The following is a 15,876-nucleotide window of genomic DNA, read 5'->3' as shown; positions in this document are numbered from 1 at the left end:
GCGGAATGCGACCCCCGCTGAATCACCCGCGCCGATACCGACCCTGGTGAGGCCACGGATCCCCGAGACAACGGGAATCGACCCACTGGGGCGGCATCTGCCCTGGGGGCATCATAGGCCCGACATCGGCGGGAATCCCATGGCGGTGAAGCGCCGCCGGCCGCACGAAGGTGACAACGAATGATATTTTCGATAGTGCGGACGCCAGCTACCCCTGGAGTTGCCGTTTATGAAGGTCTACATTTCGGCCACTCAAGAAGACCTGTGGGAATATCGCGCTGCCGTACACGCAGTGGCACGTCGTCTGGAGATCGAGGACGTCGCCATGGAAGCGTACAACGCCGACGTCCGACCACCGCTCGACCGCTGCCTGGCTGACGTGCGCCGTTGCGACCTCTACATCGGACTGTTCGCCTGGCGATACGGATTTCGCCCGCCCGGTCAGGATTCCTCCATCACCGAGCTGGAGTATCGCGAGGCACTCGCGGCCGGAAAACCCTGCCTGATCTTCCTCCTCGCCGATGAGGCTCCCTGGCCGGTCGACCGGGTCGCCCGAGGCGACGACGGAGATCGGATCATCGAACTTCGCCGGGAACTCAAGGAACGACACCTGTGCGCCTTCTTCACCAGCGTCGACGACCTCACCGCCAAGGTCACCGCAGCGCTGGCCGACGTACGCAGTGGACGGTTTCCGGCACGCGGACCCGCCGATCCGGACACCCACTTACCCGAAGCCGTACGCAACCGCTACCACGAGCAACTGGCGCACAGATACCGCGTTGTCTCGGTCGACGCTGTCTCGCCACGTCCCACCATCGGATACCTCACCGTCGGGCTGCCGAAACTGTTCGTCGAGCCTCGGGTACACGAGGAGGCTCGTCCGGAAATGCCACTGGCCTGGTGGCGGTGGGCAGGCGCCACATCGGACGGTGACACCAGTGGACTGCCCGGCGCGGTGAACCCGGAGGAACTCGAACGACTCTGGGAGGAGTACGCGGCCAAGGATGCGCTCTCGCTGTTCGACGTGGTCTGCGATTCCAGCCGCCGGACGATCGTCCTGCTCGGAGACCCCGGCTCCGGCAAGTCCGCGGCCGCACGGTACCTGGCACTGGCACTGGCCGGAGCCTGCGACGAACCCCGACTCGCGGCGCTGAACCAGCACCTGCCCGTGCTGATCGAACTGCGGTCCTACGCCGTGCACCGCGGAGACGGGCGCTGCGACGGCTTGCTCGACTACATCGGCCATCGCCACCAACAGGGACTGACCGGAATCAACCAGGAGGTGCTGGGGTCATATCTACGCCAGGGCGGCCAGGCCCTCTTTCTCTTCGACGGCCTCGACGAGGTGTTCGACCCGGTCCAACGCGAAGAGGTGGCCGCGCAGATCGCCACCTTCGCCAACGAGTACCCCGGAGTGCTGTCCGTGGTCACCTCACGGACGGCCGGCTACCAGCGGCAGACCTTCGCCAACGCCGGCTTCGACCACTTCACCCTCGAAGACCTCGACGACGAACAGATCACCCAGTTCATCGACAACTGGTACCGCTACGTGATGCCCACTCCGGCTGTCGAGGCACAACGGCAACGACGACAGCTCCTCGACATGCTGGGCGACTCCCGAGCGATGCACGAGATCGCCGGAAACCCACTGCTGCTGATGCTCATGACCATCGTCGGTCGCAGCCACCCCCTGCCCCGCAACCGACGCCGACTGTACGCGCACGTCACCGACGTCCTCATCTCCGAGTGGGACGTGACCAAACAACTGCGGGAGAGCCACGGCGACGTGCCCTCGCTGGACCTGGATGCGAAGCGCCGACTACTGCGCCACCTGGCGTTCCGCATGCAATTCCGGGAATCGGGGCCGGCCGGCAACTACATCGACTCCGACGAGCTGGCACGCATCTTCCGCGACCATCTCGTTGCGTTCTACGGTTTCGAGAACGAGCGGGCGCTCGGTATGGCCTACTCGATGATCGACAAACTGCGCCACCGAAGCTTCATCCTGGAACGATACGGACTGCGGCTGTTCGGGTTCGTGCACCGCGCGTTCCTGGAATTCTTCTGCGCCGAGGAGATCGTGGACAGGATCGACAACGACCCCGATGCCTGGGACCTCGACCGGCTCCGTGCGCTCTTTCGCGAACGCTGGGCCGACCCGTCCTGGCGAGAGGTGCTCCGCCTCGTCGCCGGTGCCCTACCCGCCCGGATCGCCAACGACCTGATCACCCGACTCGCCACCGAGACCACCCAACCCTGGCCGCCGCTGAACCTGACCGCCCCGCCCTGGAACCTCGTGCTGGCCGCGCAGTGCGTGGCCGAAACTCCACAGCCCGCCGAACTGACCGCTGCGGGCGACGCCGTGCTGCGTCAGATGGTGCTGCTGGTCGAACACGGCATCTCCGCCGACGACCCCAACCTGGTGGAACTCACCGAACAGGAACTGCTCTCCTCGATCCGGGCCCTCGGGCCGAGCTGGCCCGGCCGGCACACCTTTCTGAACTGGTACCGCCGCCGCGGAGTACGCACCAGCTGGCGCTCCGGCTCCACCTTCGCCACCCGGATCGCCGCAGCGCTGTCCCGCACGGAGGAACACCTGGAGGAACTGCTGGTCCGGGAACTCCAGCAGGGCCGCGAGCGGCTAGCCCACCTCACCCTGGTCGCCGGGCTAGCCGAAGCCGCCGGCCGGCTGGACGTCACCGCCGGGGACCGTCGTCGCTACCGGGACATCCTGATCACCCAGGCCCGAGCGAAGGTCTCCACCGCCGTCCGGCAGGCCGCCGTACGGGCCCTGATCACTCACTTCGGCGCCGATCCCGACCTCACCGGCGAGCTGTGCGACCTCGCCGACTCGCCCGATCCCGCGGTCCGCGCACTGGCCGTACAGTCCCTCGACGGTCGCCCGGAACTCAGCGACGACCTCCGCCACGTCCTGTTCCACGCCACCGAGGACAGCGCCACCACGGTACGACGAGCCGCCGTGGCCGTGCTCACCGCGCGCTGCACCGACCTGCCGGACGCACCCGGCACCCTCCAGCGACTACTTGCCACCGACCCCGATCCCGCAGTCGTACAGGAAGCGCTGACAGCCCTGCTGGGCCTGCCCGAGCACGCCGACACCGCGCGAAGCCGCGCGCTTCAGCGCATCACCGGCAAGTCCCCGGACGAGGTACGGCGCTGCCTGGTGATCAGACTGCTGTCCGGGCGGGCTGGCCCGGAGGAAACCGATCTGCTGCTCAAGCTGGCCAACTCGGACGAGTCCGCTCGGCTCCGCGCCACCGCAGTACAGCGGCTGACGCTCGTGCCGGACCCGGACGGACGCTGTCGAACCCGGCTGATCGACCGGATCGAACAGGACAAGGACGCCTCCGTGCGGGCTGCCGCCGTGACCGCGCTGATCGACCGGGACTGCACCGACGACACCTGCTGGACGGTGGTGGCGCACGCGGCTCGCACCGACGAGGACGCCACGGTCCGCCTGGCCGCGGTACGCGCCCTGGCCGAGGCCCACTCGGACCCCCGCACCGGAGAACTACTGCTGGACAGCGCCCGACGCGACCCTACCGCGAGCGTCCGGCTCACCGCCGTTGATCTGCTCACCGGCCGACAACTGTTCGGGCACACCACCCGCGACCTGCTCATCAACCGAGCCTTCGAAGAACGGGACGCCCTCGTGCGGCTGCGGGTCACCCGCAGCCTGGCCCGTCTCGCCGAACCGCCCGACCCCGCCGTGCGGGAGTGCCTGGCCGAACAGGTCAGCCGAGATCCCGACCCGAACGTACTGCGCGCGGCCGCCGACGCCCTCGCCGAGCATGGCGAGGTCGAGGGCCTGGTGGAGACACTGTGCCGGCGGGCCCGCCGTGACAGCTACGTCGGCATCCGGTTGGCCGCCGTGCGGACGCTCTGCCGGTACGGCAGCCCCGACGTGGTGACCGACGTGCTGCTGGAATGCGTCGAGTCGGACACCGACTCGACCGTGTTCGACGCCGCGGTCTGCTGCCTGACCGAGCAGGGAAGCGCCTCCATGGCGGTGACACTGCGACTGATGCGCCGCCTCTCCGACCAGGACCCGGCGATTCGTGCCCGCATCGCCGCCGCGCTCGGCGAGCACTTCGGCGCCGACCCCGAAGTTCAGGTGCTGCTCGTCGGACTGGTCCGCGATGACCCGGCCCTCGAGGTCCGGCGCCGGGCGGTGGAACAAATCGGCGCAACCCTGGCGGACCGCGCCGGAGTACCCGAACTGCTGCTCCGGCTGGCCACCGACGACGACTGGGAGGTCCGACGTACCGCGTTGCTCGCGCTGACCCGACACCACTACCGCGACACCCGGACCCGGGAGTTGCTCATCCGGCTCGGTCGCCAGCACGACGACGACACCGTACGGCGACTGGCCGGTCAACTACTGGCCACGTTGCCCGGCATCACACCCGATGACTTCCCGTGATCGCGCCCGGCCCAAGATCTGTACTCTGGTCTGACCGGACGATACCTGGGCCTGATCCGTTTATCGGAATGATGACTAGCACCGTAAGTCGACGTATCCGGGGTCCTTTGATCATGGCGGCAGCAAACGCCGGTTCAGCGGCTCACTCGCCGCTCCGCGATCCGAAACCGATGATCGAAACTGCCTTTCTCGCCGGTGTGGTAGTCGGATTGTGGACCGCCGGTCAGCTCCCTTTCCGGGCTTAGCATTTCCGCATCGTCAATCGCCGGCCGGACAGCCCGGTCTGGGCTCGTAAGAGGAGGCACGATGGGTAAAAGATCGTTGCGGCAGCGGCTGGCCGGGACAGTCATGGTCGCCACCCTGGTGGCCGGTGGCCTGGGTACGACAGCCGGGGCAGCCCAGGCCGCCCCGGTCTCCGCCGTCAACTCGGCGGTGAGCGCGGCACCGGTCACGCTGGCAGCGGGTGGCTGGGGGCTCCAAGGCATCTTCCCCGACCCGGTCACCTGCCACATCGCCGGAATCGCCTCCGGGCGGGAGTACGTCTGCGTCTGGTACGTCCTCGCCTGGGCTTTGAACGTCTGGCAGGACTAGCCGGCGGTCATGCTCCATCCGTAGTTTGCTGGTCGTGAGGGGCGAGTTGCCGCACGGGCGGCTCACCCCTCGGTCTGTCGAGCGCAGGAGATCGGTGGCGCGAGCCGCTTGTCTCCGGCGTACCGCTGCGCAGGCGGTCCAACTCGGCCAGGTACATCTCCTGCATGCGGCCGTAGTGTCGGACCAGCAGCATGATCTCCTCGACGCTGTAACCCGCGATCAGGCGTCCCGTCTGTTCGGCGAACCGCTCGTACGGTCGCTCCAGGTCGGCTACCCGCTCCGGCCGCAGGGTGACGATCACCCGCCGCCGGTCCGCCGGGTCGCGTTCGGTGGTCACGTAGCCGGCCTGCTGGAGCCGGCGGAGCATGCTGGTCACCGCCCCGGTGGTGAGGTTGGTCCGCTCGGCGATCTGTCCCGCGGTGGCGGAACCGACCTCGGCCAGGTGGTCCAGGCACTCCAGGTCGCTGACGGTGAGACCCAACTGCTCCGCGATGGCGTTGCGGAACACCATGGACAGCCGGGACATCTCCCGTCCCGCACGCATCAGGTCGGCGATCGCGGACTTACGGGCCAACTCGTCGGACATGCCGGCAATCATGCCTCCGGTACGGTGACCCGGTGCAGCCGAGGTAACACACGGGTCAGCACCCAGTGTGGTGCGGCCGCGCCCCCGGTGAGACGGCGCATCAGCCCGGCGGCGGTGTCGACGGCGCGGAAGGCGTACGGCACCATTTCCTCCTGGTAGCGGGCGATCGCCTTCTCCACCGGCATGCCGCCCGCGCGGGCCTCGACCAGCCTGCGGCCCAGCAGGGCGGCGTCCCGGAGCGCGGTGTTGCCGCCGTGGGCACCGAACGGCGGCATGACGTGTACGGCGTCGCCCATCATGGTGGCCCGGGGCACCGCCCACCGGGTCGGCCGTCGGCCGGTGGCGAAGGAGTTGAGCACCATGGTGTCCAGTTCGGCCGCTTCGATCAGTCGGCGGATCAGCGGATGGAAGTCCGTACCCATCCGGGTGGCCAGGTTCCACAGTGTCAGCAGGTCCCGGCGGGTGCCCTCGGGCACCTCCTCCTGCCGCAGCAGCAGTCCCCACATGACGTAGTCCTCACCGGTGGGTGCGTAGCTGCCCGGGGCCAGGCGCGCGAAGGCCTTTCGTGGGCTCTCGCCGAAGCGCATCGAGGTGAAGAAGAAGGCGCGGCCCGGTCGGTCGGCGATGGCCAGAACCCCGCTGGTACGCAGCGCCTCCGGGATGATGCTGGCACCGTTCAGTCGCAGCGGTGTCCGGCCGTAGATGCCCGCCATCGCAGTGGGCACCGGGTCGGCGTCCGGAATGAGTTGCGTGCGTAGCGGGGAGCCGACGCCATCGGCGCCCACGACGACGGTGGCCGGGGCGGCTGCGCCGTCGGAGAACAGTAGCCGCAGCCTCGCCGGGTCGGTGTTGTCCACTGCGGCGGCGGCCTTGCCGTAGTGGATGCGGCCGTCCAGCCCGGACTGCAGGATCGACCGCAGGGTCTGCCGGTCGACCTGGCGGGTGGCGTGGGTCTTGTCCTTGAAGGTGATGGTGAAGGCGTCCCGCAGCCGCCGGTCGGTGAAGCGCAGCTGCCCGCCGGGCTCGTCGCCGGTGGCCAACGCCAGGCGGTACAGCGGGCGGGGCAGGCTGGTGCGCAGCGCCTCCAGCCCGTACCGGTCGAGGATGATCCGGTAGCCCTGCTGCCGGACGAAGGGGCCCGGGTCGCGTTCGTAGACGTGCACGTCGATGCCGTTGCGCACCAGGTGCTGGGCCAGGCAGAGGCCGGAGAGGCCGGCACCGGAGATCGCCACGGAGAAGCCGGTTGATGTTTTCATGCCATTATCTTAATGACTAAGGTGATTTGGCCAAGGCTGTCGGCGTGCCGTGGTCCGTCGCCTGCTTCATCGCGGCCGTGCGCCGCACCTTCTGCCCCGGCACGGACCTCCACGTCATCATCGGAGCATCCCGGTACCGCACCGATCTCACTTCTCCGCCGACGTCAGGGCCACGGTCGCCGCGGAAACCGGCTCACCACGATCGCCGGAAACGCCATTGCCGAGACAACCGTCAGTCGAGCAGTCCCGGAACCCGCTCCCGAAGCGTGGCCCTCACCCGCGACAGTCCGGCGTCCAGGTCGTCGCCCTCCCACCGCACGAGTTCCTCGCCCAGCGGCTTGCCCGACACCAGCACCGTCCAGCGCTGTCGGTCGCCGTCCATCTTGACGATGGCGACCAGATCGCGATCCCCGGACTGGAACACCAACGGCGATTCACCCCATCGGTGCATCGCCACGACGCAGCCGCTTCGACCATCCATGATGGCCACCACGCGCGCTTCCGTAGTTGCGCCGGATGGGGCACTCCCTGTCGAAGCGGTGGCCGGACGTACCTCACGCGCGATGGATGCCTGCCATGACTCGCACCGTACCTCAGGGGCAAGCTGTGGCGGATTCACCGGCTCGCCGCTGAGGGACCCGAGCCCGATGACTGCCAGCGCTGCCACGAGCCGCGGCTTTGTCGTCCTGCGAGGCGACGGAGGGCGGGCCGGCGCACTCAGATCGATGACGGGCATAGGGCAAGCTATCCGACGGGCAGGTCACCCGTTCGTACCGGCGCGGGCGTTGAGCGCGATCTGCCAAGCGGTCTGTGAGAGTAATCGATGCGCCGGTGTACGAGGGTTGGCGAGGATCGCGGCGACCTTCCGGAGGTTCAGGAGCCCGTGCGGGTGGACCGGGCGAGGATGCCGTTGAGGTAGAGCCCTTCCTGGCAGGTCCTCGACGTGGGAGCACCGACCGGGGTGCCCGGTTGCCGGCAGACGACGGTGAGGGTCACCCGGGACCCGGCCGGCACCCTGATCGGGGTGACCGAGTGGTAGTCCTGGTTACGGAAGTTCTCCAGCGCGTAGGTGACCACCCGGACGTCGTCGGCGGTCACGGTCAGGGTCCCGGTGTCTCCCTGCGGGTTGTCCACCAGGAAATCCGTGATCAGCAGTACCCGGTTGCGGGGCACGGTGTAGCTGCTCGACGCCGACCCCCCGGGGTTGGTCCGCAGCACCAGCGCGGTGGCGAACTGTCCGTCCCCGCTGGCGCGGTCATTACCCTCGGGGGTCGCCGGCGGCGGCGCCGGAGGTGCGGGGGGAGCCGCTGCGCGTTCCTGTTCGATGGCGTCTCGCGCCGCCACGCCGGCAGCCTCGCTCGCCGCCACCTCCGCCTCGGTCGCGACCTGCGCCATGCCCTCGTCGACGGCCTCCCGAGCTGCGGAGGTCACCGCCGGACGCAGCAGCCCGAACCAGAGGGCGAGCAGGAGCAGCAGCAAAGCCAGCAGCAGGGCGAGCAGTTTGAGCAGCCAGGCGGAGAGAACGGGCTGCTGCACCAGGGTGCCGTCCAGGGTGACGGCCCGGCCCGTCGTGTCGCTCAGCACGGCCCGGAACGGCAGGTGTCTCGGGGTGCCTCGCCAGAGCAGTCGCCGGGCCCGTACGCCGAGGACGGTCGTGTACTGTTCGCCCGCCGCCAGGGTCGTCGGTCTCGGTCGGGGCGCGAAGTTCAGCTGTTCAGCACTGTCGACGGCGGTGACGGTCAGCGTCTCCTCGAGATTGCCGCCGTTGACGCCGGCGAGGCGGTAGCGGGCGCCGAGTCGCGCCCGGCGTACCTGCGGCCGTAGCTCTCCGGTCACCTCGGAGAAGGGCGCGATGGTCAGCACGGCTTCCTCGACCGTGGCCGTTTGCGGTGCCTCGGACGGCACCACCCGGACGCCGTACGGCAGCTCTCCGGCGCGGACCTCGGAGGACCGGGGCGGTCGGACGGTGAGGGTGACGGTCTGGCTCGCGCCGGGATAGAGGGAGACTCTCGGTGGGTCGAACGTCGCCCAGGTGCTCGGCATGCCGACCACGTCGAGGTCGTACCCCTCGACGACGTCACCCGAGTTCCGGACCGTCACCGGGATGTCGACGCTCTCGCCCGGCACGACCACCACCGGAGTGTCCACCAGGCCCAACGAGATGCTCATGGCCCCGACCGTAGGCGTGGCGGGAGCGGCCGGAACCGGCCGCCGGGGTACCGATGCGGGCAGAACCGCTGCCCGTTAGGTCCGCGTTAGGTGCCCGCGAAGTCTCGTCCGGCACCCTCTGCCGTATCGCCGTGCGACACCGGCGCGGCGGCACCGTCCGGAAGGGAAGCCCTGGACAGGGGCATCGAGCTGTGCTGGGAGTTGTTGTGCACCGTGTCACGGTAAGCGTTCACGCGGAGGACCCGATCTCGCGGCTGGGAGTGGAGAGTCAGCTCCGTTCCCGGCCGGACCTGTGGGTGGTCGAGCCGGGCCAGGAGACACCCGAGAGTGTCGCGCTGGTCGTCATCGACGCCCTCGACGAGTCGGCTGCCCGGCTGCTACGCCGACTGCACCGGGCCGGCCGGGCCAAACTGGTGCTGGTGCCGGCCCGGATCGACGATGCCGGGTTGTCTCTCGCGGTGGAGCACGGCGTGGTGGGAGTGGTCCGGCGATCCGAGGCGAGCGCTGAGCGGCTCAGCCACATCGTCCTGGCCGTCGCCCGTGGCGAGGGTGCCCTCCCCGCCGACCTGCTCGGTCGGCTCATGGCCCAGGTGGGCCGACTTCAGCGGCAGGTACTCGAACCGCGCGGCCTGACCCTGCTCGGGTTGAGCAGCCGCGAGGTGGACGTGTTGCGGCTGGTCGCGGACGGGTTCGACACCGGGGAGATCGCCAGCAAGCTCTCCTATTCCGAGCGGACCGTGAAGAACATCCTGCACGGGGTCACCAGCCGGTTGCAGCTTCGCAACCGGGCGCACGCCGTGGCGTACGCCCTGCGCAACGGGTTGATCTGAGCACCGGGGCGACGGGTTGCCTGAACGGGCCAGCACCGTTGCCCCCGACGGTGCCTCCCGGTCCGCACCGGCCGACCGGGAACCGCCGGACGATGGTGGCCGGCCGCCGGTCACCTTCATCCATCGCACGCCCGTCGAGGTCCACTTGCGACGTTCAATCGGAATCTCCGCCGTACTGGCCGTGTTGCTCGTCGGTGCGCTGCCGCCCACCGCCGGGTTCGTCAGCCAGGGCCGGGCCGCGCCCGCGCCGGCTCCGACGGCGGCGCCCGGCCCGCCGCCGAACCCTGAGGTGAGCCAGCGGATCGCGTACGCCGGCACCGGGCACCGCAGCCTGGGGATCGTCCGGGGCGAGGGACCGGCAGCGACCGCGGCCCCGCTCAACGAGTCCGGACCCGACCATTTCGACGACGAGATCTCGGCCCGCGGGTCGGCGACGACCTGGGTGAGTCGACGCGACGAGCGCACCACCGAGGTGTACCTGCGCCGAGGCGAGGGCCCGGTCCGCCGGGTCACCCGGAACTCCACCGACGAGCACCGGCCGGTGCTCTCCCCGGACGGCACCCGGATCGCCTACAGCTCGCCGGCCGGCCGGGACGGCGGCGGGCAGGACATCTACGTGGTCGACGTCGAAGGCGGCAACACCCGGCGGGTGACCGACGGAACCGGCGACAACATCTGGCCGACCTGGTCGCCGGATGGCCGTGCGCTGGCCTTCGCGGGGCTACGCGGTACGGACACCCTCCCGCAGATCTACCGGGTCGCCGTCGACGGCGGCCCGGTCACCCGGATCACCGCCGAATCCACCGGGGCCACCGAGCCGTCCTGGGACCCGAACCCGACGCACGACCGCATCGCCTACACCGTCGGTCCGGCCGGCCCGCACCCCGAGGTGTGGCTGATCGCGCCGGACGGCACCGACCGGACGCGGATGCTGCTGCCCGCCTGGCAGGCCCGGCAGCCCGCGTGGACGGCCGACGGGTCGACCGTGGCGTTCGTGAGCCGTACCCTGCCGGACGGTGGAACGACCGGGACCGTCGATCGGATCTACTCGGTGCTGGTCCGCGACGATCCGTGCCTGTGCGTGGTGGTGCCACGGCTCGCCGAGGACCGCGACGTCAGCCACCCCACCTGGTACGCCGCCCCGGGCGCCGACACCGAATCGCTGCTGGTCGCCCGGACCAGCGCCCTGGAACGGACCACCGCCACCCTGCAGGACATCCGTCCGGACGGGGTGGATCCCCGCGACCTGCGCGTGCCGGTGCTGCGCGAGGATCCCGGGGCGATCATCGATTCCCGACTGCTCTGGTATCCGGTCGACGGCGATCCGTGGCTGGAGCGGCAGGCGTACTCGCCGGACGGGCAGCGGATCGCGGTCAGCCGGTTCGAGACGGTCGACGGCGTCCGGACCCAACGGATCTGGATCGTGGACGCCGACGGCGGCCGGCCCCGGTTGCTGCCGATCGTCGGGCGGGGGCGCGGTGACCGGGAGACGGACCCGGCCTGGTCGCCGGACGGCACCCGGCTAGCCCTGGTCCGCAACTCGCCCGGGAACGGCCCCGAGGCGCCGCGCACCCCGTCCCGGATCGAGGTGGTCGACGCCGACACCGGGCGGCGCCTGCTGGAGCTGCCGGTCCGGGACGACCTGGCCGTACTCGAGGACGCCCAGCCGGCCTGGTCGCCGGACGGCAGTCGGCTCGCCTTCACCCGCGGCACCTACCGGGGTGACAGGCTGACGCACATCTGGACCGCCAACGCCGCGGACGGACTTGACCAGACGGACGTGACCGCGGAGATCTGCGGCAGCGACTGCCCGGTCGCCGACGACAGCGCCGCCTTCTCGCCGGACGGTACCCGGCTGGTCTTCAACCGGGAAGCCGACGGCCTGATCCTGGTCGACCTGGCCGACAACCGGTGCCGGCTGCTGCTGCCCGCCGGCGGATCCTGCGCCCTTGCGGTGCCGGACCGCGAGGAGGGTCCGCACCAGCCGCGGGACGTCGCCTGGTCGCCGGACGGGGAGCGGCTCGCCTTCTCGGCACGTCGGGCCGAGGACAACAACTCGCCCGAGGCGCTGTGGAGCTATGACCTCGGTGACGGCAGCGTCCGGCCGCTGACCGGGCACCTGCCCGGACGGCAGAAGGAGCCGACCTGGCAACGCCGCTTCGACGTCGCCACCGCCGTGTCCGCACCCGCACCCGGCACCACCGTCGGGGGCCGGACCACCCTGCGGCTCGCTGTCACCGACCAGGGACCGGCCGCCGCCGACGACATCCGGGGCAGTCTCGAGGTTCCACCGGGGCTCTCCGTGACCGGCCTCGACACCCCGGTCGGCGAGTGTGCACTCGCCACCCTGAGCTGCGATTTGGGCCGTCTCGGCGTGGGCCGTACCGTCGAGATCGGGGTCGAGTTGGTGGGCACCGCCCCGGGCGACTTCGAGCTGACCTGGTCGGTCGAGGCCGACCCGATCGACACCGACCCGTCGGACAACCGTGCGACGACCACGGTACGCGTCGTTCCCGCACCGCCGGGCAGCCCGGCCGATCCGGCGTTGACCGTCTCGGTAGACCCGCAGCCGGGGTACGTCGGCGGCACCGTCACCGTCCGGTACACGGTGCGCAACGCCGGTGGGACGACCGCGACCGGTCTGCGGGTCCAACCGGCCCTGCCCGGCGGGGTACCGGTCGGCGGGGCACTGGCCAACTGCCCGGCCGAGGGCTGCCCGGTGCCGGACCTGGCCCCGGGCACCGCCGCCACCGTCACCGGGACCCTCTCCCCGGAGGCTGCGCTGCAGACGACCGTCCGGGGCACCGTGCGCACCACCGGCGGCAACGCCGACCCGGACAACGACACCGCCAGTAGGCCGTTGCGGGTGCTCGCCCCGCGGATCGTGGCGGTGCCGTCGATCGGACCGCCCGGGTTCGTCGCCTCGATCCGGGGCGAGGACTTCCCACCCGGGCGGCCGCTGCGGCTCTCCTGGGACCTGGGGATCACCGCCGCCGCCCCGCCGGTGCGCCCGGCCGCCGACGGCAGCTTCACCGCCCAGTTGCTGGTGCTGCCGAAGGACCGGCTGGGTGGCCGACAGGCGGTGGCCACCGGCACCGGGTTCAGCCCCGTGCGTACCCCGTTCCTGGTGGTGCTGCCGGCCCAGCAGCCACCCGGACTGCTGCACCGGCGCTGGTGACGACGATGGGAGTGGACGCGTGATACACGAGGTCGACGAGGGACTGCGCGGGCTGGTCCTGGAGGAGATGATGGCGGGTACCGGTGCGGAGGTGTCGTTCGACCCGCCGACCCGGGAGTGGGCGGCCCGACGCAACGCGCCGACGGTGAATCTGTTCCTCTACGACATCCGGGAGGACCGGTCACGGCACTTCCAGGGTCGGGTCGCCGAGCGGGACGCCACCGGCCGGACGGTGGCCTGGCACGACTCGCCGCACTTCTACGCGCTGTCCTACCTGCTGACCGCGTGGACCAACCGGCCCACCGACGAGCACCGGCTGCTCGCCACCCTGCTGGCCGGTCTGGTCCGGTACGACGAACTGCCGGCCGCCCGGCTGACCGGTTCACTGGCGACGCTGAGCCTGTCGGTGCCGATGTCGGTCGCCGCACCCCCCGGTGAGGGGCGGGCGCTGGCCGACGTGTGGAGCGCGCTCGGTGGAGAACTGAAACCCTCGCTGGACCTGGTGATCATCGCGCCGGTGTCCACCCGCCGGATCCCGGCCGCGCCACCGGTACAGGAGCGCACGGTGCTGGTCGGCGACACCTCCGGGCGGCCGGCGGGCCTGCGTACCCGCACCGGCCCGGCCCGACAACGGACAGACGGCGGTGCGGAGCGGGCCGCGACCGGTCCCGACGATCGGCGACCGAGCCAACGGGACGACCGGCGGTGAGCGGCGCGGACGACACGGCGTACCTGTGGGAGCGGCTCGGACTGGTCGCGGCGCGGGTGGCCCGACTGGTCGCCGATCGCCGCCGGGACGACCCCCAACCGGACGACCCCTTCCGGGGCCTGTACCTGGCGCCTGACGACATCGACCGGCTGATGGCCCGGTCCTGCGCACCCGAGCCGGTGGATCCGGCGGGGGAGTGGGCGGACGGGGCCGAATCCCGCCTCCGGCGGCTGGCAGCCGCCTTCGGTCTCACCGGACTGGACGTCGAGGTGCTGCTCGTGGCGCTGCTACCCGACGTCGACGCCCGGTATGAGCGGCTCTACGGCTATCTGAACGACGACGTCAGCCGACGCCGGGCGACCGTGGGGCTGGCCCTGGAACTGTGCGGAAGGTCGCCGGGGGAGGCCGCCGACCGGGCCCGGTTCGCCGGCTGGGCGCCGCTGATCGCCGGCGGGCTGCTGCTGGTCGAGCAACCGGACCAGCCGTACCTGTCCCGTGCGCTGCGGGTGCCCGACCGGGTGGCCGCGCACCTGCTCGGCGACGACATGCCGGACGCCCGGCTGGCCGAGGTGGCCTGGCCGACGGCCGACCAGGCCACCGCCGCGTACACCGAGGCCTCGAACGGGTCGGAGTGGACCGGAACCGTCGCGCGGCTCGGCGCGGCGCTGCGCTGCGGGGTGGACCTGGGCTACCTGCAGGAGCGTCCCGGCTGCGCCGCCGACGACATGGCCGTCGCGGCGCTGGTCCGGGCCGGTCGATCGGTGATCCGGCTCGATCTGGACGCGTTGGCCGCCGATCCCGCCCCCGCCGAGGCGCTGGCCGCGACGGTGCGGGAGGCCCGACTGCGTGGCGCCGGCCTGGTGGTCGGCCCGGTGCAGGCCCTCGACCCGGTCGGGCGGCCGGAGCACGCCCGGCTGCTACGCCGGGTCACCGACCAGCCGGTGCCGGTGCTGCTCACCGGGTCGACCGAGTGGGATCCACACTGGACTCGCCGAGCACCGCTGCTGGTCACCGCCCCGCCGCTGGACGAGCGGGGGCGGGCCCGGCTGTGGCGGACCGCCGGTGGGGCACACGACGCGGACCGGCCCGCCGGTTGGCTCGACGGCGTGGACCCGGCGCGCGAGTTGGCGCCGTACCTGCTGGGCCCGGACCAGGTGCGGCGGGCCGCGCAGGCCGCCGACCAGTTGGCCCTCTTCGCCGGCGCCGACCGGGTCGACGCCGACCACCTGCGCGCCGGGGTACGCGGGCAGAACGCCGGCGGCCTGGCCCGGCTGGCCCGGCGGATCGAACCCGGCGTCGACTGGACCGACCTGGTGCTTCCCGGTCCGGTCGAGGACCAGTTGCGCGAGCTGGCGCTGCGGGTGCGGTACCGAGACCGGGTGCTGGGCCGGTGGCGGATGCGCCCCGGCGGCGGGCGAGGGCGGGGGGTGCTGGCGTTGTTCGCCGGTGACTCCGGCACCGGCAAGACCATGTCGGCGGAGGTGGTCGCCGCCGACCTCGGCCTGGACCTGTACGTCGTGGACCTGTCCACCGTGGTGGACAAGTACGTCGGCCAGACGGAGAAGAACCTGGAACGGATCTTCACCGAGGCGGCCGAGGTCAACGGCCTGCTGCTCTTCGACGAGGCGGACGCCATCTTCGGCAAACGGTCGGAGGTCAAGGACGCTCGCGACCGGTACGCCAACCTGGAGAGCGCCTACCTGCTGCAACGGATGGAGTCCTTCGACGGCGTCGCGGTGCTCACCACGAACCTGCGCGCCAACCTGGACGAGGCGTTCACCCGACGACTCGACCTGATCGTCGACTTCGCCATGCCGGACGTGGCGCAGCGGCGGGCGCTCTGGGACCGCTGTCTCGGCACCGAACTGCCCCGCGACCCCGACCTGGATCTGGACTTCTGCGCCCGCCGCTTCGAGTTGGCCGGCGGCAGCATCCGGGCCTGCGTGGTGACCGCCGCGTACCTGGCGGCGCAGGCCGGCCGACCGGTGCGGATGGCGGACCTGGTCGGCGCGGTGCAGCGGGAGTACCGCAAGCTCGGCCGACTGCTGCTGGAGAGCGAGTTCGGCGCGCATCAACCACGCGGGGAACCCGCGCGGATCCACTGACGAGAGGG

At 71.1% G+C, this 15,876-nt stretch carries 10 protein-coding genes; 6 read left to right on the top strand and 4 right to left on the bottom strand.

The window, feature by feature from the left end:
* Positions 1–229 precede the first annotated feature (229 nt).
* Together ABZ795_RS11160 and ABZ795_RS11155 are read left to right on the top strand one after the other, a co-directional pair.
* Positions 230–4,444 carry a HEAT repeat domain-containing protein gene (locus ABZ795_RS11160; protein ID WP_357530199.1) on the top strand — a complete coding sequence of 1,405 codons (4,215 nt, stop codon included), beginning with the start codon at positions 230–232 and terminating at the stop codon, positions 4,442–4,444.
* A 306-nt stretch (positions 4,445–4,750) separates the two neighbouring features.
* Positions 4,751–5,035, top strand: a complete 285-nt coding sequence (locus ABZ795_RS11155; protein ID WP_357530198.1) for a hypothetical protein — start codon at positions 4,751–4,753, stop codon at positions 5,033–5,035.
* 7 nt (positions 5,036–5,042) lie between these two features.
* On the opposite strand, the gene ABZ795_RS11150 is transcribed toward ABZ795_RS11155, so the two are convergent.
* The 4 genes from ABZ795_RS11150 to ABZ795_RS11135 form a co-directional block, all read right to left on the bottom strand.
* Positions 5,043–5,621, bottom strand: a complete 579-nt coding sequence (locus ABZ795_RS11150; protein WP_357530197.1) for a MarR family transcriptional regulator — start codon at positions 5,619–5,621, stop codon at positions 5,043–5,045.
* A gap of 8 nt (positions 5,622–5,629) precedes the next feature.
* Positions 5,630–6,877: an NAD(P)/FAD-dependent oxidoreductase gene (locus ABZ795_RS11145; RefSeq protein ID WP_357530196.1), complete on the bottom strand. Its 1,248-nt coding sequence runs from the start codon at positions 6,875–6,877 to the stop codon at positions 5,630–5,632.
* 232 nt (positions 6,878–7,109) lie between these two features.
* Positions 7,110–7,370 (bottom strand): hypothetical protein, encoded by a 261-nt coding sequence (locus ABZ795_RS11140; protein WP_357530195.1) that lies wholly within the window; start codon positions 7,368–7,370, stop codon positions 7,110–7,112.
* A gap of 380 nt (positions 7,371–7,750) precedes the next feature.
* Positions 7,751–9,046, bottom strand: a complete 1,296-nt coding sequence (locus ABZ795_RS11135) for a hypothetical protein (RefSeq protein ID WP_357530194.1) — start codon at positions 9,044–9,046, stop codon at positions 7,751–7,753.
* A 206-nt stretch (positions 9,047–9,252) separates the two neighbouring features.
* On the opposite strand from ABZ795_RS11135, the gene ABZ795_RS11130 reads away from it, so the two are divergent.
* From ABZ795_RS11130 to ABZ795_RS11115, 4 genes are all read left to right on the top strand, one after another.
* A complete protein-coding gene (locus ABZ795_RS11130; protein WP_327026498.1) occupies positions 9,253–9,876 on the top strand; it encodes a response regulator transcription factor in 624 nt (207 codons plus the stop codon).
* Between the two features lie 145 nt (positions 9,877–10,021).
* Positions 10,022–13,054 (top strand): hypothetical protein, encoded by a 3,033-nt coding sequence (locus tag ABZ795_RS11125; RefSeq protein ID WP_357530193.1) that lies wholly within the window; start codon positions 10,022–10,024, stop codon positions 13,052–13,054.
* 19 nt (positions 13,055–13,073) lie between these two features.
* Positions 13,074–13,763 (top strand): DUF4255 domain-containing protein, encoded by a 690-nt coding sequence (locus ABZ795_RS11120; RefSeq protein ID WP_327026496.1) that lies wholly within the window; start codon positions 13,074–13,076, stop codon positions 13,761–13,763.
* Positions 13,760–15,868 (top strand): ATP-binding protein, encoded by a 2,109-nt coding sequence (locus ABZ795_RS11115; RefSeq protein WP_357530192.1) that lies wholly within the window; start codon positions 13,760–13,762, stop codon positions 15,866–15,868. The genes ABZ795_RS11120 and ABZ795_RS11115 overlap by 4 nt, the downstream gene beginning before the upstream one ends.
* Positions 15,869–15,876 lie beyond the last annotated feature (8 nt).

The sequence above is a fragment of the Micromonospora sp. NPDC047134 genome (assembly GCF_040643455.1).
Lineage (GTDB): Bacteria > Actinomycetota > Actinomycetes > Mycobacteriales > Micromonosporaceae > Micromonospora.
Note: the sequence above shows the minus strand (reverse complement) of the source record. Positions and strands in the feature narration are given on the sequence as shown.